Origin of the sequence: Chroococcidiopsis sp., from assembly GCF_051657925.1 — a bacterium.
Classification (GTDB): domain Bacteria; phylum Cyanobacteriota; class Cyanobacteriia; order Cyanobacteriales; family Chroococcidiopsidaceae; genus Chroococcidiopsis.
Map to the genome: position 1 here is coordinate 37,584 of NZ_JBOFLP010000147.1, position 18,897 is coordinate 56,480.

17 protein-coding genes are annotated in these 18,897 nt (G+C 44.5%); 9 read left to right on the top strand and 8 right to left on the bottom strand.

Annotated elements, in window-relative coordinates:
* The first annotated feature begins 198 nt into the window (after positions 1-198).
* Together ACRC32_RS11420 and ACRC32_RS11425 are read left to right on the top strand one after the other, a co-directional pair.
* A complete protein-coding gene (locus ACRC32_RS11420; protein ID WP_438554072.1) occupies positions 199-3,714 on the top strand; it encodes a hybrid sensor histidine kinase/response regulator in 3,516 nt (1,171 codons plus the stop codon).
* Positions 3,715-4,297: 583 nt separating this feature from the next.
* Positions 4,298-5,953: an iron uptake porin gene (locus tag ACRC32_RS11425; RefSeq protein ID WP_438554073.1), complete on the top strand. Its 1,656-nt coding sequence runs from the start codon at positions 4,298-4,300 to the stop codon at positions 5,951-5,953.
* Positions 5,954-5,955: 2 nt separating this feature from the next.
* On the opposite strand, the gene ACRC32_RS11430 is transcribed toward ACRC32_RS11425, so the two are convergent.
* The 3 genes from ACRC32_RS11430 to ACRC32_RS11440 all read right to left on the bottom strand — a co-directional run bounded on the left by ACRC32_RS11430 (position 5,956) and on the right by ACRC32_RS11440 (position 8,665).
* Positions 5,956-6,489, bottom strand: a complete 534-nt coding sequence (locus tag ACRC32_RS11430; protein WP_015153884.1) for a DUF5331 domain-containing protein — start codon at positions 6,487-6,489, stop codon at positions 5,956-5,958.
* A 151-nt stretch (positions 6,490-6,640) separates the two neighbouring features.
* Positions 6,641-6,910, bottom strand: coding sequence for a hypothetical protein (locus ACRC32_RS11435; RefSeq protein ID WP_438554074.1), 270 nt, complete (start codon positions 6,908-6,910; stop codon positions 6,641-6,643).
* Between the two features lie 12 nt (positions 6,911-6,922).
* Complete coding sequence (locus tag ACRC32_RS11440) at positions 6,923-8,665, bottom strand: Rqc2 family fibronectin-binding protein (RefSeq protein ID WP_438554075.1); 1,743 nt, start codon at positions 8,663-8,665, stop codon at positions 6,923-6,925.
* Positions 8,666-9,017: 352 nt separating this feature from the next.
* Here ACRC32_RS11440 and remA point away from each other — a divergent pair, with 352 nt between their 5' ends.
* Positions 9,018-9,281 (top strand): extracellular matrix/biofilm regulator RemA, encoded by a 264-nt coding sequence (remA, locus tag ACRC32_RS11445; RefSeq protein ID WP_015153886.1) that lies wholly within the window; start codon positions 9,018-9,020, stop codon positions 9,279-9,281.
* Between the two features lie 66 nt (positions 9,282-9,347).
* Positions 9,348-9,962, top strand: a complete 615-nt coding sequence (gmk, locus tag ACRC32_RS11450) for a guanylate kinase (protein ID WP_438554076.1) — start codon at positions 9,348-9,350, stop codon at positions 9,960-9,962.
* A 71-nt stretch (positions 9,963-10,033) separates the two neighbouring features.
* Here gmk and ACRC32_RS11455 read toward each other — a convergent pair whose 3' ends face one another.
* From ACRC32_RS11455 to ACRC32_RS11470, 4 genes are all read right to left on the bottom strand, one after another.
* Positions 10,034-10,567 carry a photosystem I reaction center subunit XI gene (locus ACRC32_RS11455; protein WP_438554077.1) on the bottom strand — a complete coding sequence of 178 codons (534 nt, stop codon included), beginning with the start codon at positions 10,565-10,567 and terminating at the stop codon, positions 10,034-10,036.
* Positions 10,568-10,954: 387 nt separating this feature from the next.
* On the bottom strand, positions 10,955-11,110 hold the full coding sequence (locus tag ACRC32_RS11460; RefSeq protein WP_015153889.1) for a photosystem I reaction centre subunit IX / PsaJ: 156 nt from the start codon (positions 11,108-11,110) through the stop codon (positions 10,955-10,957).
* Positions 11,111-11,330: 220 nt separating this feature from the next.
* Positions 11,331-11,465, bottom strand: coding sequence for a Photosystem I reaction center subunit IX (locus ACRC32_RS11465; RefSeq protein ID WP_132866728.1), 135 nt, complete (start codon positions 11,463-11,465; stop codon positions 11,331-11,333).
* A 40-nt stretch (positions 11,466-11,505) separates the two neighbouring features.
* On the bottom strand, positions 11,506-12,009 hold the full coding sequence (locus ACRC32_RS11470) for a Photosystem I reaction center subunit III (RefSeq protein WP_438554078.1): 504 nt from the start codon (positions 12,007-12,009) through the stop codon (positions 11,506-11,508).
* Between the two features lie 396 nt (positions 12,010-12,405).
* On the opposite strand from ACRC32_RS11470, the gene tsaD reads away from it, so the two are divergent.
* Together tsaD and ACRC32_RS11480 are read left to right on the top strand one after the other, a co-directional pair.
* A complete protein-coding gene (gene tsaD, locus ACRC32_RS11475; RefSeq protein ID WP_438554079.1) occupies positions 12,406-13,461 on the top strand; it encodes a tRNA (adenosine(37)-N6)-threonylcarbamoyltransferase complex transferase subunit TsaD in 1,056 nt (351 codons plus the stop codon).
* A 261-nt stretch (positions 13,462-13,722) separates the two neighbouring features.
* Entirely contained in the window at positions 13,723-14,739 is a 1,017-nt protein-coding gene (locus ACRC32_RS11480) for a hypothetical protein (RefSeq protein ID WP_438554080.1), read from the top strand.
* On the opposite strand, the gene ACRC32_RS11485 is transcribed toward ACRC32_RS11480, so the two are convergent.
* Positions 14,702-16,057: an inorganic phosphate transporter gene (locus ACRC32_RS11485; protein ID WP_438554081.1), complete on the bottom strand. Its 1,356-nt coding sequence runs from the start codon at positions 16,055-16,057 to the stop codon at positions 14,702-14,704. The genes ACRC32_RS11480 and ACRC32_RS11485 overlap by 38 nt on opposite strands.
* A 101-nt stretch (positions 16,058-16,158) precedes the next feature.
* Between ACRC32_RS11485 and rpmB the strand changes: the two genes are divergently transcribed.
* The 3 genes from rpmB (at position 16,159) to ACRC32_RS11500 (ending at position 18,853) form a co-directional block, all read left to right on the top strand.
* Positions 16,159-16,395, top strand: a complete 237-nt coding sequence (gene rpmB / locus ACRC32_RS11490; RefSeq protein WP_438554082.1) for a 50S ribosomal protein L28 — start codon at positions 16,159-16,161, stop codon at positions 16,393-16,395.
* 307 nt (positions 16,396-16,702) lie between these two features.
* Positions 16,703-17,248, top strand: coding sequence for an oxidoreductase (locus tag ACRC32_RS11495; RefSeq protein ID WP_438554083.1), 546 nt, complete (start codon positions 16,703-16,705; stop codon positions 17,246-17,248).
* A gap of 153 nt (positions 17,249-17,401) precedes the next feature.
* Positions 17,402-18,853, top strand: coding sequence for a Ni/Fe hydrogenase subunit alpha (locus tag ACRC32_RS11500; RefSeq protein WP_438554084.1), 1,452 nt, complete (start codon positions 17,402-17,404; stop codon positions 18,851-18,853).
* The last annotated feature ends 44 nt before the right edge of the window (positions 18,854-18,897 follow it).

The window sequence follows — 18,897 nt, forward strand, 5'->3', positions numbered from 1 at the left end:
CAATCTACTTTTAGATAGATGTCTTAAGGAGGAGAATTGCTTCAAAGTATCGAAAGATAGGATATGAAAATATGTCAGTAAAATACTCAGTAATGGAGTATATTCTATTACTGGTAGTTAAAGTTCTTTCTACCTTTTGCCCTCTGCTCTCTGCCTTTCTCGCTCGCCCGTAAAGTACTGCATCTGTAGATAGGATCTATGACACAGCACCGCACAGTTCTAATTGTTGATTGTTGTGCGCCAGAGCGAGAAATTTATCGAGAGTATCTCATAGCAGAGCAAGAAGTTGAGTATAAAATTCTAGAGGCGGAATCGGGACAAAGTGGTTTATTACTGTGTCAATCGCGATCGGTTGATGGAATTTTATTAGAATATCAACTGCCAGATTTAGATGGTTTGGCATTTTTAACCAGGCTGAGACAGCAATCAAGTGAGAATTGCCCTCCCGTAGTCATGGTAACAGGTCATGGGAGTGAGGCGATCGCAGTCAAAGCACTGAAAAATGGTGCAGTCGATTATCTCGTGAAAGGGCAAGCCACAGCTGATGAATTGCGGCAAGCAGTAGGTAGTGCGATCGCGAATACTCAACTACGACAAAAACTGCAAGCTAGCGAACAACGGTTTCAAACATCTGTAGAAAATTTACTCGACTGTTTTGGCATTTATTCAAGTATTCGCGATGAATCTGGACGGATCGTAGATTTTCAAGTTGAATACGTCAATGCAGCGGCTTGCGAACAGAATTGCATGACGCAGGAACAGCAAATCGGGAGAAGACTGTGCGAGTTACTTCCCGCTCACAAAGAAAGCGATCTGTTTGAGGAATATTGCCAAGTTGTAGAAACAGGCAAACCACTAATTAAAGAATCTCTGGATTATACAGATATTTATGGCGATCGCTGCTTAACCCGAGCTTACGATATTCGGATTAGTAAATTAAATGATGGGTTTGTTGCGGCTTGGCGAGATGTCACGGCACGCAAACAGGCAGAAATCGAGCGAGAACAAATACTAGCTCAAGAAAAACAAGTGCGGGAGGCGGCGGAAAGAAATAAACAGCAATATCGTTTGTTAACGGCAAAACTGCGAGAGAGCGATCGCCGTTTTCGCGCCATCTTCAATTCCACATTTCAGATGATTGGTTCGCTCTCCCCTGAAGGAATTTTACTCGAAGTCAACCAAACAGCTTTAGATTTTGGCGGCGTAACAAAAGAAGAAGTTATCGATCGCCCGTTTTGGGAAACCAAATGGTGGATGATTTCACCCGAAATTCAAGCACGGTTACGAGAAGCGATCGAGCAAGCAGCGGCGGGAGAATTTGTTCGATATGAAGTGGATGTGTTGAGTGCAGGTGACAGGGTAGCAACAATTGATTTTTCCCTCAAACCAGTGTTTGATGAAACTGGACAAGTCGTGTTGCTTATTCCTGAAGGGCGAGATATTAGCGATAAGAAACAAGCTGAAGCAACCCTACGAGATGTTTACGCTCAACTAGAGCAACGCGCAGCCGCATTAACTCAAAGCAATCAGAATTTACAGGTAGCTTTAGAAGAACTCCAAATTTCTCAGGAGGAACTCAACCAACAGAACGAAGAACTGATCCTCGCTCGTAACTTGAGCGAACTACAAAGCCAGCGGTATCAAGATTTATTCAATTTTGCCCCAGATGGATATTTAGTCACTAATTGCCAAGGCATAATTCAAGAAGCCAACAGAGCTATAACAAGCTTGTTAGCGATCGACCAACAACAGTTAATTGGCAAACCTTTAAGTGTCTTCATCGATCCACAAGAAATGCAGGTTTTTTGGAGTCAGTTAGATCGACTTGCAGCAAAGGCAAATCATTCTGCATCCGAGCAGCTAATTCAAACTTGGGAATTGAACCTAAAACCCTTCAGAGGCAAGCCTTTTCCTGCTGAAGTTTCGCTGGCGGCGATCGCCAATAGTCAAGAAGAGTTGGTTGGTTGGCGCTGGTTAATTCGAGACATTACGCAACGCAAACAAGCCGAAGCAGCTTTGCGTCAAAGCGAAGCTCTCTTCCGAGGTGTGTTTGAATCCGATCTGATCGGCATTCTCTTTTGGAACACCGAAGGACAGATTATCGATGCCAACGAGACCTTTTGTTGCATGACTGGCTATTCGCGACAAGAAATGCAAGCCGGACAAGTTGACTATAAGAATATTACACCGCCGGAATACCACGCAACTGACGCTCAAAAGTTAGAGACTATACAAACTGCGGGTCAATATGCCCCATTTGAGAAAGAATACATTTGCAAAGATGGTAGTCGCATTCCAATTTTACTCGGCTGCGCTTTTCTACCAGGGTATAGCGATCGCGGTGTTGCTTTTGTGTTAGATATCAGCGAGAAAAAGCGATGGGAACGAGAACGAGAAGCACTTTTAGCCAAAGAACAGCTAGCCCGCCAGGAAGCAGAACGAGCCGATCGCAGCAAAGATGAATTTTTGGCGATGGTTTCCCATGAATTGCGATCGCCCCTTAATTCCATTCTCGGCTGGGCAAAACTACTGCGTACCCGCAAATACGATCCTCAAGTAGCTGCCCGTGCTTTAGAAACGATCGAGCGCAACGCTCAAGCACAATCCCAACTGCTCGAAGACTTGCTAGATGTCTCGCGCATGATTCGGGGAAACCTCCGCCTCACCCTTGCCCCTGTTAATCTCTTGAATGTAGTTGAATCAACCATAACTAGCTTGAAATTAGCAGCTCAAGCCAAAAACATTAATTTAGAATTCCGACTCCCGACTTCTCCCTTCATGGTTTCTGGCGATCTCCATCGTCTCCAACAAATCATCACTAACCTGCTGACGAATGCAATTAAATTTACTCCTAACGGCGGACGAGTTGAGATTTTACTCAAACGAGTCGAACAGGGAGCAGGGAGCGCTTCGGTGCAGGGAGCAGAGAAGCAGAGGGAGCAGAGGAGCAGAAGGCTGCGTAGGGGAGCAGAAGAGCAGGGGAGAACCAACTACCAACTACCAACTACCAACTACCAATTACCAATTACCAATTACCCAAAATTTGCCCAAATCCAAGTTACAGATACAGGTCAAGGTATTAGCCCTGAATTTCTACCTTATATTTTCGAGCGCTTTCGGCAAGCAGATGATGTGACAACGCGCTCGAAAGATGGCTTAGGATTAGGATTAGCGATCGCCCGTCATTTAGTTGAATTGCACGGGGGAACGATCGCGGCTGCAAGTTTAGGAGAAGGGCAGGGGGCGACTTTTACTGTCACGATACCTTTACTGAAAACTAGACAGGGGGATGGGGAAGACAAGAAGGACAAGGAAGACAAGGGAGATTTGCCCCTCCAAGGTATCCGAATACTTGTGGTTGATGATGATGCAGATGCGCGGGAATTTTTGCATTTTGCTTTGACCCTAGAGGAGGCGGAAGTCAAGGTAGCGAGATCGGCTAAAGAAGCACTAGAAATCTTGAACCAATTTCAACCAAATGTAATTGTCAGCGATATTGGAATGCCAGAAGAGGATGGCTACTCTCTGCTACGTCAGGTGCGATCGCAAACAGCAGCCAGGGGAGGCGAACCAATTCCCGCGATCGCTCTGACTGCTTTTGCTAGAGAGTCAGACCGTCAAAGCGCGATCGCGGCTGGTTTTCAGCGTCATCTCGCTAAACCTGTGGTCGTAGCAGAGTTAGTCGCCGCGATCGCCGATCTCATTCAAAGTTGATGATTCTCAGTCAAGATCAATATTTAAATCAAGATCAATATTTAAATTTAGCTCATTTCCTCTGAATTTATGCTCCCACAAACGCCTTTTGTTTCGGCGATCGCAAAACTCACAAACTGAAAAATAATAGCAAGTTCGTAATATTTTTTAATAACCAGTGTTAATTATTAATTACTTTAACCCAAGAAAAAAGTAGCATTTTTAACTATTTCTGTAGATGGATGTTCGCTTTTTTTCTAATAGTTAAATTGAGGAAATGGTAGATCTTTTGAAGATAACCAATATTTTATTTCGAGCGGGAGAAGATCGAACAAAAGAGAGCTGGCAGAAACATCGAAGTTTTATCTGCTAGGCAAAACAATAGCTGCAAAAGCTCTTGCATAGATAGATTCAACCGTAGCTATTTGCGGTTGATTTTCCTATGGAAGAATCAGTTTCAACTAGAAATAAAATCAATTTTTCTCAAGTTCTAGCTGTTTTAGCTGCCTATAACAGTCACGAGCAGTTTTGGAAATGCTTGCTCGTTCCATTGTTATGCATGAATTCCAAATGACAAATAAAAAATTTTTGAGTGTGGTGAAAAATGCAAAGATTTACAAAACATATCCTCTTATTGACACTTAGCATCTTAATAGCTCCGTTTGCAGGTATCAATTTATTAGCAGCGCAAACACATATATCAACGTCAGATCCGGCGATCGCCTCCGATCTTAATTCGACTGAAGAAACTAAAGTACAAGGTCTAGCAGAAAACTCGCTAGCCCAAGTTACATCTGTCTCGCAATTATCAGACGTGCAACCTACTGATTGGGCGTTTCAGGCATTGCAATCTTTAGTAGAAAGATACGGAGTCATTGCGGGTTATCCCGATGGCACTTTTCGCGGTAATCGGGCAATGACTCGCTATGAATTTGCGGCTGGATTGAATGCAGCTTTAGACAGAATTAACGAACTAATTGCCACAGGTAGCGCCAACACTGTTACTAAAGACGATTTAGCGACACTGCAAAGATTACAGCAAGAATTTGCTCCCGAACTTGCAACTCTTAGAGGTAGGGTTGACACTTTAGAAGCAACGACGGCAGAACTAGAAGCTAACCAGTTTTCGACTACAACTAAGTTAGAAGGAGAAGTTATCTTTGCCCTCATTAGTCTGATAGAGGGTGACAATGCTGCTGGCGAACCAGTAGATACTAACCCAACTGCGAGTTACAGGGTGCGCCTCAATTTACAAACTAGTTTTACGGGTGAAGATCAACTCACAACACGTTTGCAAATAGGTAATGTCGTCCCTCTAGGCGGGACAAATAGCGGTGAAACACTGACAAACGAAGGTCGGATCGAATTTGACGGCGATACAGATGGACAAGCCACCATCGGATTACTACGCTATCGTTTTCCAGTGGGCGATCGCACCAACATTTACTTAGCGGCGGCGGGTAATGGTTTTGTCGATGTCGATGCTTCTTACCAATTAACTCCCTTCTTGGATGGCAATGCCGTATCGCTGTTTGGTTTACGCAACCCAATCTATAACTACAGTGCTGGTACTGGTTTGGCAGTCAGACATTTTTTCAACGACCAAATCGAACTCAATTTAGGTTATTTGGTTCCTACCAATAACGCTAGTAACCCCTTCCCACAGAACGGTCTGTTCGACGGTACGTATGCTGGATTAGCTCAGATCATCTTCAATCTCAGCGACAACTCTAGGTTCGGTCTGTCTTATATCAACTCCTACTCCCCCACTGGAGGCGACGATCCTGATGTAGAGCCAAATACCGAATTAACGCCTTTTGGTACGAGTACTGGTAGCAACCTATCGAATAGCAGCTTTGGTAGACCCGTCAGCGTCAATGCCTATGGTTTTTCGGGTACGTTTAGGCTTAGTCCGGGTCTAGCTATTAGCGGTTGGGTAGGACATGCCAACCATCGTTATATCGGTAGGGGAGATGGGAGTATGTGGACTTGGGCAGCTAGCTTGAACTTTCCTGACTTAGGCAAAGAAGGTAGCGTAGGCGGTATTATAGTCGGCATGGAACCGAGACTGACAGAACTTGACAGCAATCTCGGTAGCCCCGATCGCGATACCTCTCTGCATCTGGAGGCGTTTTACAAGTATGCACTCACGGATAACATCCAAGTGACTCCGGCAGTTATCTGGTTAACTGCACCAGACCACAATGCCGATAATGACGACATCATCATCGGTGCAATTAGGACTGTGTTTCGGTTCTAGGACTAAATCTGGGTAGGATTGCGTCCTACCCCCTTACACGACTCATCTACCCAATTTGGCAAATTCGTGACGGGCAATCGTGGCGGAACTCGATCTTCTGGTTTGTAACTTGAGCGTACAGGTGATTGTACTGGCACTTGAGTCGGTTGCGCTCTGCCATTGCCATGCCCGTTTCCATTGCCGTTACCATTTTGATATGGTGCTGCCTGCATAGGCGAAACAACACCGTTACTAGCTGAGCTTATCTGTAGCTTTGTCGGTGTTTTTGACGCTTTCAACTCCTCGTCTGGATTAAAGTTTAGCCCTAAAGCCGCTACAATTTGGTCGGGGTCGCTATTTAACTGGGCGACAAAAGGCAGCACCTCAATTAGTTTTGGCTCTAAGTTGGTTACGACTGCCAAAATGAAACTAGAACAAGGGCGACGCTTGCCATCAAACGTTCCCCAAATCCGAATCTTAGTCAACCAAGGTCGATTCTGCTGATAGTAAATCAGCCATTTGACCTTAAGAGCGTGGCGTAGTTGCTGAATGTTCACGACCTACCTCAATCGCAGTTCAAACAACAAAACAGCATGGCTAAGTCTTGCACCTAAGTCAAGATGCGATCGCTAACCTTTCTCATTGTTTCATTTAACTTCCGAATTCTACCCTCTCAAAAAAAAGACCAGCTTCCCATAGCTAGTCCAGTCAATTTATATTACGTTGTCGGCTACGATATTGAGGAATACCAAAACTGCGCGTTCCCATCGCTACAGCGGGCAAAAGCTTTTCCTCCCAACTGATATTGTAACGAGAAACACAGACTTTTTTAACAAAATTCACAAATTCTTGACTTAACTGAGCCAGAAGGTAGATGTTGCAAGGCAATAATTTGAAGTAATTATTAAGTTCGATCGCGATGCCCTGAGTGGAGAGGAGTAAATTTTTACTTCTGCGAGCGGCATTAGACTTCAACATCCGTACGTGTAACTAGTTCGATGGTTGCAGATATTGCTCTGCTTGCAAGGGTTGCCCCCAAATCACCTGCTCTTGTTTGTAAATCGCAATTCCAGGCTTTGCCCCCTTCGGTTTGTAGACGTATTTTGGCTCTGTATATATAACTGGTACGCGATCGCTTTGACGGGCGCGACTGTAATAGGCAGCAAAGTCAGCAGCAAACTGTAAGTCTGCTTCCTCGGGTGCAGCCCCAGGTGTAACCCGTATCAAAACGTGACTGCCAGGAATTTCTTGAGCGTGAAACCACAGATCGTAATCTCCGGCAACGCGAAAAGTCAATTGGTCGTTTTGGCGGTTGTTGCGTCCGACGAGCAGTTCAAAGCCACTGGGGGTAGAATAGCGATGAAAATTAACGCTGGAATCTTCATTTGCATTTCGCCGCCCGTAATCTGGTGCTTTGAGATATTTCTGTTGGATCAACTCCTCGCGAATTTCTTTTAGAGCTTCCAAGTCTTCTGTAGATTGATACTTATCGACTTGAGCAACTGCGGCTTCGACTTGCTCTAGATAATCGCGTTCCTGTTCTACCTCGGCTAGTAGTGGTTCTACCGCACCTCTTGCCCGTTTGAGTTTACCCGCTTGCTTGTATAAACCTTGGGCATTCTGAATCGCATTTTTTTCGGGATTGAGGGCGATCGCTATTGGTTCTCCCGTTTCAAAGTCTGCTAGCGTAATTGACTTCATCCCTGGCTGCCATTCTTGGAGGTGAGCCATCAACAAGTCTGCCTGTTGGCGATAGCTGTCGGCGCGATCGGATTGCTGCAAACGTGCTTTAAAGCTATCGATCTTTTGCTGTAATTTTACCAATAGGCTCTGAATTTTTTGACTTAACTGATATTGGAGTTGGCTGAATTCCTGTCTATTGAGTTGATTTGTATAATATTGGTTAAGTAACTCTTGAACGCTGGCTACAGGCTGGATGACATTCCATTTTAAAACCGTGTATCCCGTTGCCGTCCAACCAGGAAAAAATTCAGATGTTGCTAATGTTTGCAGCCACGCTTGCCAGTAATGAAATAGCTGCTGCCAATCTTCTGCTGTCAAGCTATCTGTAGATTGCTCTGGATCTAAATCAGCTGCTTGCGCGATCGCCTCTATTAAAGCAGGACTGATACCGCGATAGCTTTTGAGCAAACAGCGTTTTAAAGCCGACGGTACGAGGCTTACCCGCTCTTGCCAGCGCGAAAACGGCTCATCTAAAGATGGAGCTGTCCCCGTCAGTGCGGGTGGTAGTTCGTAACTTTGCCCAGTCTGAATCGGGCGCACGCTCGATTGTTTGGGGCTGACTTGATGTGCAGCCGTAGTAATCTCGTTTGCAGCATTGGTCAGGACGACATTACTATATTTGCCTATAATTTCCACGTATACGTGCCAAAGTAAGGGTTCCCCTGGACGACGGGCAAACTGTAAATCGACAACTCGTTCCCAAGGTACGACGGGACTACAAGAAATGAGAGCTAAACCATTAAGTTGGTGCAGTAATTGTTGGCTAAAAGTAAAAGTATCTGGTTGTCGCGGTGGTGGAGTACCGATGCAAAGGTGGGCTGCTTGGGGATGCCAAGATATTTCTAGCCATCCACGCCGATCGAGTGTCCGTAGCGCTAGCAAAATCGTGTAGCGATCGCGTTGATAAACCTGTTCCAAACGAGCTGGAATCCAATCTCTACTCAACTCGCTACAAGCAGCAGTAAGTGTCGTGAAGTCAACTGGTTGCAATTGAGGGATCTAGGGGTAAGGGATGATGTTGGAATTCGGAATAGACGCGCTCCGCTACACTGAGTGAACGGAATTTGGAATTCGGAATTAACTGATAACTGACTACTTTGTAGAGACGTTACATGTAACGTCTCTACAGTGATAACTGACAACTGATAACTGATAACTGATTTTTCTTTTCTCTGTCTTTTGAAGGATATCTAAAGATAGATATTGGATAAAAATTCGCTCGAACTAAATAAAAAGCCTGGTTTTTGGGTGATTTTAGCCTTGTAACTCCAAATTTTTATAGATACCATGAAAAGTAGATATTTATTTGCCTCTCGCGCCGCATTTTTTGCGTTAATTTATCATGGACATTCAGTTAATCAACATCGGTTTTGGCAACATTGTATCTGCTAACCGAGTCGTTGCCATTGTCAGTCCAGAATCCGCACCTATCAAGCGTATCATTACTGACGCACGGGATCGAGGACAGCTAATCGATGCGACCTACGGTCGGCGGACGCGGGCTGTGATCGTAACTGATTCCAGCCATGTGATTCTCTCAGCAATCCAACCGGAAACAGTGGCGAATCGATTTGTGATCGGTCGCGACCATCATGGAGACAATTGAGCTGGAGAAGCAGTAGTATGTGAAATAAACCATTTCGTTTTTTTCACTACAAAATTGGGAACGCGGATGACGACAGGTTTGCCTACTCAAATTTCTCCTACCGTAATTCCAGGCTCGAAGGCTGGTCGGTTGATCGTACTCACAGGTCCTAGTGGCGTAGGCAAAGGTACGCTCATGCAATTGCTTTTGCAGCGTCACCCTCAGCTTTACCTGTCAATTTCAGTCACGACGCGCAGCCCTCGCCCTGGAGAAATTCACGGCAAACATTATTATTTCGTGAGCCGTGAAGAATTTCGACAAATGGTCGATCGCGGCGAATTACTAGAATGGGCTGAATTTGCAGGTCATTGCTACGGCACTCCTCGTCAACCAGTGGCAGAAAAGATCGGCGAGGGAAAAACTGCCATCTTAGAAATTGAATTAGAAGGAGCAAGACAAATCCGCGCTTCTTTTGCTGAAGTGCTACGCATCTTTATCTTACCACCTTCAATGGAAGAACTAGAGCAACGCTTGCGCAGTCGCGCTCAAGATTCAGAAGAGGCGATCGCTCGTCGTCTGCGCCGCGCTCAAGCCGAAATTAATGCTGCTGGTGAATTCGATTACAAAATCATCAACGATAATCGAGAAGCGGCACTGCAAGAAATAGAAGCTATTTTATTTCCCGATTCTAGGAAAGATTGACAAATTAAATTGGTAATGGGTAATAGGTAATTGACAAACAGCAACTACCTATTACCTATTACCAAACTACGTTATGAAAATAGCCCACCAAAAACGTTCTTGATGATAGCTATATTTGTCAGCACGAAGTAGGCAAACACCGCGCCACCAACGCCTCCAATCAAGAAGCCACTAATATAGTTGTTCCAGCTTTCTGGCGATTTGAAAGTAGAAGGAACTTGACCACCAGTGGTAGTAGTAGCAACAGGTTGAGGTGGATTGCTGGCAGCATATAAAGCCATAGTAGCAGTCATGATTGCCACCATACCTAAAGTACTGATCAATCCAGCAATGTTGGCAACATCTGTATCGCGTAACGGACCTAGCTTAGTAAAGGGTCCGAGTACCCAATAGCCATGTGCCATACCAACTTCCAAACCCCGCCGCATGTCGGTAATACCTGGGCGATAGGCGGGTAAGTTATTAATAAACCACTTCACCAAGCCGGAAGAATTTACTGGTGTTTCTAAGTTACTATTCTGAGGATCGCGCCCAGCAGGAAAGACAACTTCTTGATTTCTAGGATCGCCGGGTCTATCTTTAGATGCATCTATTGCTTGCGCCATATTCTCCGTATGATATCAATAAGGTCGTGGCATCATTTTAGGTGAATAATTGTAGCCAAATATCAATTTAGACAGAGAAGTTAAAAAAAATTAATTAAGCGATCGCCGTCATATCGCAAGCATCAAACACGCGAGTTTCCATTCTTTTTGCGTGGCGCAAAACTGTTTATTTTTGCGTTGTGCAAAACTATCTTTATTTTTGCGTTGTGCAAAACTATTTTTTCTAGGTAAAATCTACCAATCGCGCGATCGCTTAGGCTGTAATTGTAATTTTAGGACTCAATATTAAAATCTATAATATTGGGCTATTTCTAGCTCTTATTATGTGTAGCGCTACATTCTTAACTTCAGACTCTAGCTAGATGTGAGTAACTAATTAGTTTTAGCTTACGGCATTGGGTGAAACAGTAAGTCAGGAAAAAAGTAGTTAAAAATTGCCCACGTTGTGAAAGCCACCGATACAGCAACCACAGCTAGCACCGGAGCTAAGGAAAGATACCTCTGAAGATAGTGTTTTTGTTCGTTCTCGTTCTGTTTTTGCATGAATTTTGGTCTCCCGACCAGACAATGATTTTTTCAAGTATGAAACGCGCTATGCACTAAATTGATATTAATTTGCGAGTTTCAAACCGCCATCATCCGCTTGGTCGATCGACCGTCAAGCTTTTAAGAACCAGAGGGTAGAGAACAGAACGCAAAAAGAGTAGTAACAATCGCTATTCTCTCCGATCTATCCCCTCACCTCCAGCTCAAGCACCCGTACTTATGGCATAGGGTGGAAGAGAAGATCGGGGAAGAAGTAGTTAAACACAATTAACCACACAGCTGTTTCAGCCAGCCATGCAAATAGCAAAACTGGTGCTAGAGACAGATATTGCAGAAAATATTTTTGTTGCATTTGTAGCTCTCCCAAGTATTTCAAACAAAGTAACGTTCAATTAGCGCGGGGAAATGGGGATTTCTTCATCTTTAGCGGTAAGTTCGCCTGAGAGCAACTCTTTCACAGCGGCTAGGGGCCAAGCAAAGGCTGATACCATGCTCTGAAATGCCAAAGGAACGTCAAGAACGACCTCTTTAATTTCAGTTGCACCAGCATACTTTTTCTGAATAGCTTGCAGATAGGCACGTCCCGCCCACCCAATCTGACCGGCAATGTAGAGAAACATAATGCTAGGAATTAAAAAATCGCCAGCACGACTGAGATTACCATCAACAATTAAGTGAGGTAAACCTTCAGGACCGCACATTGCTTGAGCGTAGCGTTCAAACCGCTTTTCGCCGGATTGCGGATCGGCAGTCGTATTGCGGGCTGCTTGTGCCCGTTGAACAAATGCAGGAGAGTCGCTGCAACGTACTAAACTAGCTTGCTGTGCTTGAGCTGGTGGAGCAAATGTAAACCACAGTCCACCAATAACTAAAATCAGCGCAAACAATCGACGCATGGAATTGTTTCCTTTTGTTACAAAACAAAAAGTTTATTTTACAAAATGAATCAGTTTGTACAGTATGTTTGCACGCACTTGGAAGCAATCATACTCTCGCGCGCGATCCTAGTAAAGTTAGAGCAAATCAAAGTTTAAGCTACTTAATATAGGGAGTAGGGAGTAGGGAGTAGGGAGTAGGGGAAGAAAGACTAAAAATTGAGCGTGAAATTATGAAGAACAAAGAGCGTGCCTGCAAAAATTCTTCATCTTTCCCGTTCCCCTGTAACTATTCCTCATTCTCCCACTTCTGTACGGGCAGGTTTAACCGCTGAATTCTTCACTTTATTGTAGGTATGCTGAATAAACCTGCCCCTACCGACTCCCGATTCCCGACTCCCGACTCCCTTCTTAAAAATGGCTACGATTTTAGCGATAGAAACAAGTTGTGATGAAACTGCGGTGGCGATTGTTAAGAATCGTCAAGTTTGTAGCAGTATTGTTAACTCCCAGATCCTAGTGCACAGTCAGTATGGGGGAGTTGTACCAGAGGTTGCTTCGCGCCAGCATTTAGAAATTATCAATCAGGCGATCGCCCTAGCTTTAGAACAAGCTGAAATGAACTGGCAAGACCTGGATGGGATTGCGGCAACTTGTGCGCCTGGGTTGGTTGGTGCTTTGATGGTGGGCATCACAGCAGCAAAAACTTTAGCATTAATCCATCAAAAGCCCTTTTTGGGCGTACATCACTTAGAAGGGCATATTTATGCCAACTACTTGAGCGAACCAAGTTTGCAACCGCCTTTTTTGTGCTTGTTAGTTTCTGGCGGACACACTAGCTCGATCTACGTTAAAGATTGCGGCATGTACGAGACATTAGGTGAAACCCGCGATGATGCGGCTGGAGAAGCCTTTGATAAAGTTGCACGGCTGTTGCAATTGGGATATCCTGGCGGTCCTATCATTGACAAATTGGCACAGACAGGTAACGCTCAAGCTTTTTCCTTGCCAGAGGGAAATATTTCTCGATCACAGGGTGGTTATCATCCCTATGATTCGAGTTTTAGCGGCTTGAAAACAGCAGTACTGCGATTGGTAAGACAGTTAGAGCAAAATGGTGCTGTACCAGTAGCAGATGTAGCGGCAAGTTTTCAGGAAACAGTAGCACGATCGCTAACTAAACGGGCGATCGCTTGCGCTCGTGACTATGGCTTAGAAACTATCGCTGTAGGTGGTGGAGTTGCAGCCAACAGCAGCCTCAGAAAACACCTGCAAGTAGCAGCAGCCAGTCATAGTCTGCGCGTGTTATTTCCGCCTTTAAAGCTCTGTACAGATAACGCTGCCATGATTGGTTGTGCTGCTGCCGATCATCTTAACCGAGGGCATACCTCACCCTTGACTTTAGGCGTGCAGTCGCGTTTATCTCTGAAAGATGTGATGCAGCTTTATCAGGGAGCAGGGAGCAGGGAGTAGGGAGCAGAGGGAGCAGAGAGTAGGGAGCAGAGGAGCAGAGGGAGCAGAGGAGCAGAGGAGAAGAGAACTGAGGGAGTAATTACCAATTACCCATCACTAATTACCCGTTGTTATTCCCTACATTCTCTGTATTTATACGCTAATTCTTTACTATTTTTGTAATTTGAATAAAGTTTTCATAAATATACCTGGAGAAGGTTAGACATCATCAGTAGATTCCAGTATGGTTTTATACATGGGAAATTTATTAGTAATATTTATATGTCTCTAGATGTACAAGAAATTAAGAGTGCAATTAGAATTCACGACTATATTTCACAATTAGAAAAACTAACAAAATTAACTCTGAAAAACTCAGATATTATGCTGGGTACGCCAAAAACTAAACTTGTTTTTGACTTGCCAACTCACAATAAACCTTGCTACGAGTATGTCGAGCAACTGTATCAAGAAATTGGCGATCGCGATTTGCTGATGCAAGCTCTAAGAACGGGCTGGCATTATATTAGTTCCAACGGTACAACAATTCCAGTATCGAAAGAAAAGTATTTTCAGCAATTAAACTCCTCTCAGGCATTTCGCGTTGCCAAACAAAGAGGTTATGAAATTCCAGAGAAATTTTTAACTACCAAACAGTTTTGCTACGGGCAGTATGAAGCTTATTCTGCTATGCATGAAATTATGCATGGTAAGGCATTAGGAATTTGGTTTAGCAAAGCTAATTTCTCTAATTTTATGTATAAATATGCCCAGTTTTATAAAGCAATTAAATTAATTACCCCTCAATTTATCGTACCGAGTTCTAGCTATCAATCTTCTATCCCATATGTTTTAGACCAACTGTGGGTGGCGAGTCATAACAGCAACCAAGTTAGATTATTAGGCTTAGAAGTTGCTGGCGAACAACATTTTCTTAACGGAGGACACAGCAAAACTTTAGGCAATGAAAAGTATTTAGAAAAACTAGGTTTTGAGATGTATCATGTCGCCAGTTGGTGGTGTCGGGTAGATCCATATCGCGTTGTTTGTGAATTTTTAAAAGAGTCGGGAATTTTTCCTGAAGCACAACAATATTTAATTGGTGCAGAACTAGATACGATTGATAAATACGTCTGCGGTATTTGCCACCGTCCGATGGTAAGACTAGGTTGGGATTGGATTCAACAGTGTCAAATTGGCGATCGCACGGTTTACGCTCACAAACACTGTGTCGCGCACAAAGTTGCGGACAAGCTTTCAACTAGAGGAAGATTAGACGTGCAATCGCAAAGATGCTAGCACCCAAAACTGCACTTATCGGCACTGTAATTATCCAAGCTGCAGCAATTCCTCGCACAGTTTGGAACTGAATTGTTTTCCAATTTCTGACTAAACCAACTCCCACGACACCACCAACTAGAGCATGGGATGTAGAAACGGGTAAACCCAGGCGTGAAGCCAGTAAAATAGTTGTTGCCGTGGCTAATTCAGCACAGAAGCCGCCACTGGGTTGTAAGGGAATAATTCCCTCGCCGATGGTGGCGATGACTTTTTTGCCCCAAACAGCTAAACCTGCAACAATACCAGCACCGCCAAGTACGAGAATCCATAACGGAATTGCGATGCTATCTACAGGGACACTGCCAGTACGAATAATATAAGAGACTGCTGCCAAGGGTGCGATCGCATTCCCGACATCGTTAGAACCGTGTGCGAAAGCAACGAAACAAGCACTCAATAATTGGAAGCGTGCCAGTTGTTTTTCTACAAGGGAGTCGGGAGTCGTAGGCGCGGGTTTAGCAAAAGATTCACGGCTTCCGTCAATAAATCTTGGCTCGAAACCCCCCCGTACAGGGGAGTCGGGAGTCGGAACTACTTTTGACTTTTGACTTTGAACTTTTGACTTTGCTAGCTGTCTCCAACCATAAAAGGTCAGACATACAGACGCGATTGCTCCTAGCCCTAAAGGTAAATCGCGGGCTGGAAGTTGTAAACCCCAATGTTGAGTTAGCAAAGTATATATTGGATGACTGACAGTAGGTAGGACGATAACACCAAAAATACTTATCAACGCCACACTTAACCAAGGAATCCACTCATCTAGCTGTTTGAGAGGATCGGGTTGAGTCAAAATCCAGTGTCTTACCTGACTGTAGAATGCAGAGGCGATCGCACCGCTGACTATCGGCGTAATAACCCAGGCAAAAGTGATTTTACCGATTGATGCCCAGTCTATTGCTTCCCATCCGATCGCGCAAGCACTAAAACCCGCGATCGCTCCTACAATTGCATGAGAAGAGGACACGGGTAACCCCTGTGAAGTCGCGATTTGCAACCACGCTCCCCCAGCTAGTAGAACTGATACCATGCCTACTAACAATACTTCTGGCTGAGAAATGAATAGGGCAGGATTGAAAATTTTGGTTGCTAGAGTTTCTGAAACTTCATGTCCAAACAGCACCGCACCTGTAAATTCTAGAGTTCCTGCAATGACTAATGCTTGACGCAAAGTCACAGCTTTAGAGCCGACAGAGGTTCCCATCGCATTAGCAACATCATTTGCGCCTAAGTTCCAAGCAACGTAGAAGGATAGGAGCGCAACTAAAAAAAGAATCATGCTTATTCGCTCTCAACACAGCCATCATACCCTCCCAGGAAAATTACGGGTACAATGATAGATTGTGCAAGATACCTAAACGCGAAGATCTGGAGATCCTTATGTCCCGTAAATGTATGCTCACAGGCAGAAAGGCAAACAATGGTTATGCCATTTCCCACTCTCACCGCCGGACTAAAAAAGTGCAAGAAGCCAACTTGCAGTGGAAACGGGTTTGGTGGGAAGAAGGTAATCGCTGGGTGAGACTGAAGCTTTCGACTAAAGCAATCAAAACCCTCAACCTCAAAGGCTTGTCAGCAATGGCAAAAGCAGCCGGAATCAACCTCAACCATTATTAAGATTTGATGGTATTTTCTATTGACCATACTAGGTTTAATGGTTAATTTTTTGGAGCCGTGAAATTTTGCGGCTCTACAAAGTAGAATTATTTGCAGTCTCTTTTCGCCTTCCTCTTCATAGGCTGGATTTATCTCAGCTAGGCGTTACTTTGTTCGCAGCCAAAACCTGCTTGAGCCAGTAATTCCCTATTTTCTCTAGGAAATTCTCGCCTCCTTCCTCATAATTTCCTCAAGTTATTTGTTTATAACCATAGCTGTATGGCAACGATCCCCCGAAGTTCTTTACGAGCAAGGGAGTAAGTAAACAATGACTCGTTTGAAACTAGCAACAGTTTGGTTAGGTGGCTGTTCGGGTTGTCACATGTCATTTCTTGACTTAGACGAATGGCTGATCGAGCTAGCGGCTGGGGCAGATTTAGTCTACAGTCCCTTTATGGATACCAAAGAATATCCAGAAGGGGTGGATGTGGTATTGGTAGAAGGAGCGATCGCCAATGAAGATCACTTGCAAACGATTAAAACAGTAAGAGAGCGATCGCAACTCCTGATCTCGTTTGGTGATTGTGCTGTAACTGGTAACGTGACAGCTTTACGCAATCCATTAGGGAGTGCCGAACCAGTTCTACAACGCTGTTACATTGAAACCGCAGACGTGCGCGGACAGATCCCCCAAGAACCAGGTATTGTCCCACCTTTGTTAAATCGAGTCACGCCAGTACATACAGTCGTACCCGTTGACATTTACTTGCCAGGTTGTCCGCCTCCAGCAGCGCGGATTCGAGCCGTACTAGAATCGCTGTTGCGTGGAGAAAAACCGCAGTTAGAAGGGCGCGAGTTTATCAAGTTTGGTTAGTAGCACCCCCAACCCCAGCCAAATTGGGGGCATCTGTCCCCCCATTTTTAAGGGGGGCTAGGGGGGATCGAGATCTCTGGCTGCAAGTGCGTAATTTCTGACTTGGTTAGAGCGAGTCTCGGTAAAAAATCATCGCGAAAAGAGCAGTATTCTATGTCCCAGCGAATTGTTATCGATCCAGTCACGCGCCTTGAAGGTCACGCTAAAATTACCATCTACTTAGATGATGCCGGACAAGTGACCGATGCTCGGTTCCACGTCACAGAATTTCGCGGGTTTGAGAAATTCTGTGAAGGTCGTCCTTTGTGGGAAATGCCAGGAATTACGGCGCGGATTTGTGGAATTTGCCCAGTGAGTCACTTGCTAGCTTCTGCTAAAGCAGGCGATCGCATTCTTTCTGTCACTATTCCCGTCGCCGCGACTAAATTGCGTCGGTTGATGAATTTGGGGCAAATCATCCAATCCCATGCCCTGAGTTTTTTCCATCTCAGCGCCCCAGATTTACTATTAGGCATGGATAGCGATCCCCAACAGCGCAACGTTTTTGGGTTAATTGCCGCTCAACCAGAATTAGCCAGAGGTGGAATTCGACTGCGACAATTTGGGCAAGAAATTATTGAAATATTAGGGGGGCGCAAGATTCATCCATCGTGGGCAATTCCAGGTGGCGTGCGAGAACCTTTATCCCAAGCAGGACGCACGCAGATTCAAAGCCGCATTCCAGAAGCTAAAACCACAATATTAGATGCGCTGGGTAGATTTAAGCGATTGCTGCAAGACTATGAAAGGGAAGCTCAAACTTTTGGTAATTTTCCCAGTTTATTTATGGGTTTGGTCACATCTGATGGTTTGTGGGAAAACTACGATGGATATATTCGGTTTGTCGATAGTGCTGGTAATATTATTGCAGACAAACTCGATCCAACTCGCTATCAAGAATTTATTGGTGAAGCAGTTGAATCTTATACTTATCTCAAGTTCCCATATTATCGCCCTTTAGGATATCCCGACCAAAAAGATCGCTGTCGTTTAGATAGTGGCATTTATCGAGTTGGACCTTTAGCACGATTAAATATTTGTACTCGCATTGGCACGGAGATCGCAGATCGAGAATTAAGCGAATTTCGCGATCGCGGTGGTGGTACTGTACTCTCATCCTTTTTTTACCACTACGCCCGACTGATTGAAATTTTGGCATCAATCGAGCAAATTGAATTGTTGCTTGACGATCCACAGGTTTTATCTAATAAAATCCGCGCCGAAGCTGGAATTAACCAATTAGAAGGAGTTGGCTGTAGTGAAGCACCACGGGGAACTTTATTTCATCACTACAAAGTTGATGAAAACGGCTTAATGCAGAAGATAAATTTGATTATTGCGACGGGGCAAAATAATCTCGCAATGAACCGCACGGTGGCTCAAATTGCCCGACATTTTATTCATGGTGCAGAAATTCCTGAAGGAATGTTGAATCGTGTTGAAGCTGGAATTCGGGCTTTTGACCCTTGCTTGAGTTGTTCGACTCATGCAGCCGGACAAATGCCATTGCACGTTCAATTAGTGGGAACAGATGGAAGTGTTGTTGATGAAGTTTGGCGGGATTAAAAGTTTTTAGGTGAATCTGCTATACCTCACAATTTCCTCAATGT

Bases quoted from the DNA above. Each gene is read 5' to 3' on its own strand.
- remA (WP_015153886.1), top strand. From the start codon at position 9,018: ATGGACATTCAGTTAATCAACATCGGTTTTGGCAACATTGTATCTGCT.
- ACRC32_RS11425 (WP_438554073.1), top strand. From the start codon at position 4,298: ATGCAAAGATTTACAAAACATATCCTCTTATTGACACTTAGCATCTTA.
- rpmB (WP_438554082.1), top strand. From the start codon at position 16,159: ATGTCCCGTAAATGTATGCTCACAGGCAGAAAGGCAAACAATGGTTAT.
- ACRC32_RS11470 (WP_438554078.1), bottom strand. From the start codon at position 12,009: ATGCGTCGATTGTTTGCGCTGATTTTAGTTATTGGTGGACTGTGGTTT.
- ACRC32_RS11500 (WP_438554084.1), top strand. From the start codon at position 17,402: ATGTCCCAGCGAATTGTTATCGATCCAGTCACGCGCCTTGAAGGTCAC.
- ACRC32_RS11455 (WP_438554077.1), bottom strand. From the start codon at position 10,567: ATGGCGCAAGCAATAGATGCATCTAAAGATAGACCCGGCGATCCTAGA.
- ACRC32_RS11420 (WP_438554072.1), top strand. From the start codon at position 199: ATGACACAGCACCGCACAGTTCTAATTGTTGATTGTTGTGCGCCAGAG.
- gmk (WP_438554076.1), top strand. From the start codon at position 9,348: ATGACGACAGGTTTGCCTACTCAAATTTCTCCTACCGTAATTCCAGGC.
- ACRC32_RS11460 (WP_015153889.1), bottom strand. From the start codon at position 11,110: ATGCAAAAACAGAACGAGAACGAACAAAAACACTATCTTCAGAGGTAT.
- ACRC32_RS11485 (WP_438554081.1), bottom strand. From the start codon at position 16,057: ATGATTCTTTTTTTAGTTGCGCTCCTATCCTTCTACGTTGCTTGGAAC.
- tsaD (WP_438554079.1), top strand. From the start codon at position 12,406: ATGGCTACGATTTTAGCGATAGAAACAAGTTGTGATGAAACTGCGGTG.
- ACRC32_RS11495 (WP_438554083.1), top strand. From the start codon at position 16,703: ATGACTCGTTTGAAACTAGCAACAGTTTGGTTAGGTGGCTGTTCGGGT.
- ACRC32_RS11435 (WP_438554074.1), bottom strand. From the start codon at position 6,910: ATGTTGAAGTCTAATGCCGCTCGCAGAAGTAAAAATTTACTCCTCTCC.
- ACRC32_RS11480 (WP_438554080.1), top strand. From the start codon at position 13,723: ATGTCTCTAGATGTACAAGAAATTAAGAGTGCAATTAGAATTCACGAC.
- ACRC32_RS11465 (WP_132866728.1), bottom strand. From the start codon at position 11,465: ATGCAACAAAAATATTTTCTGCAATATCTGTCTCTAGCACCAGTTTTG.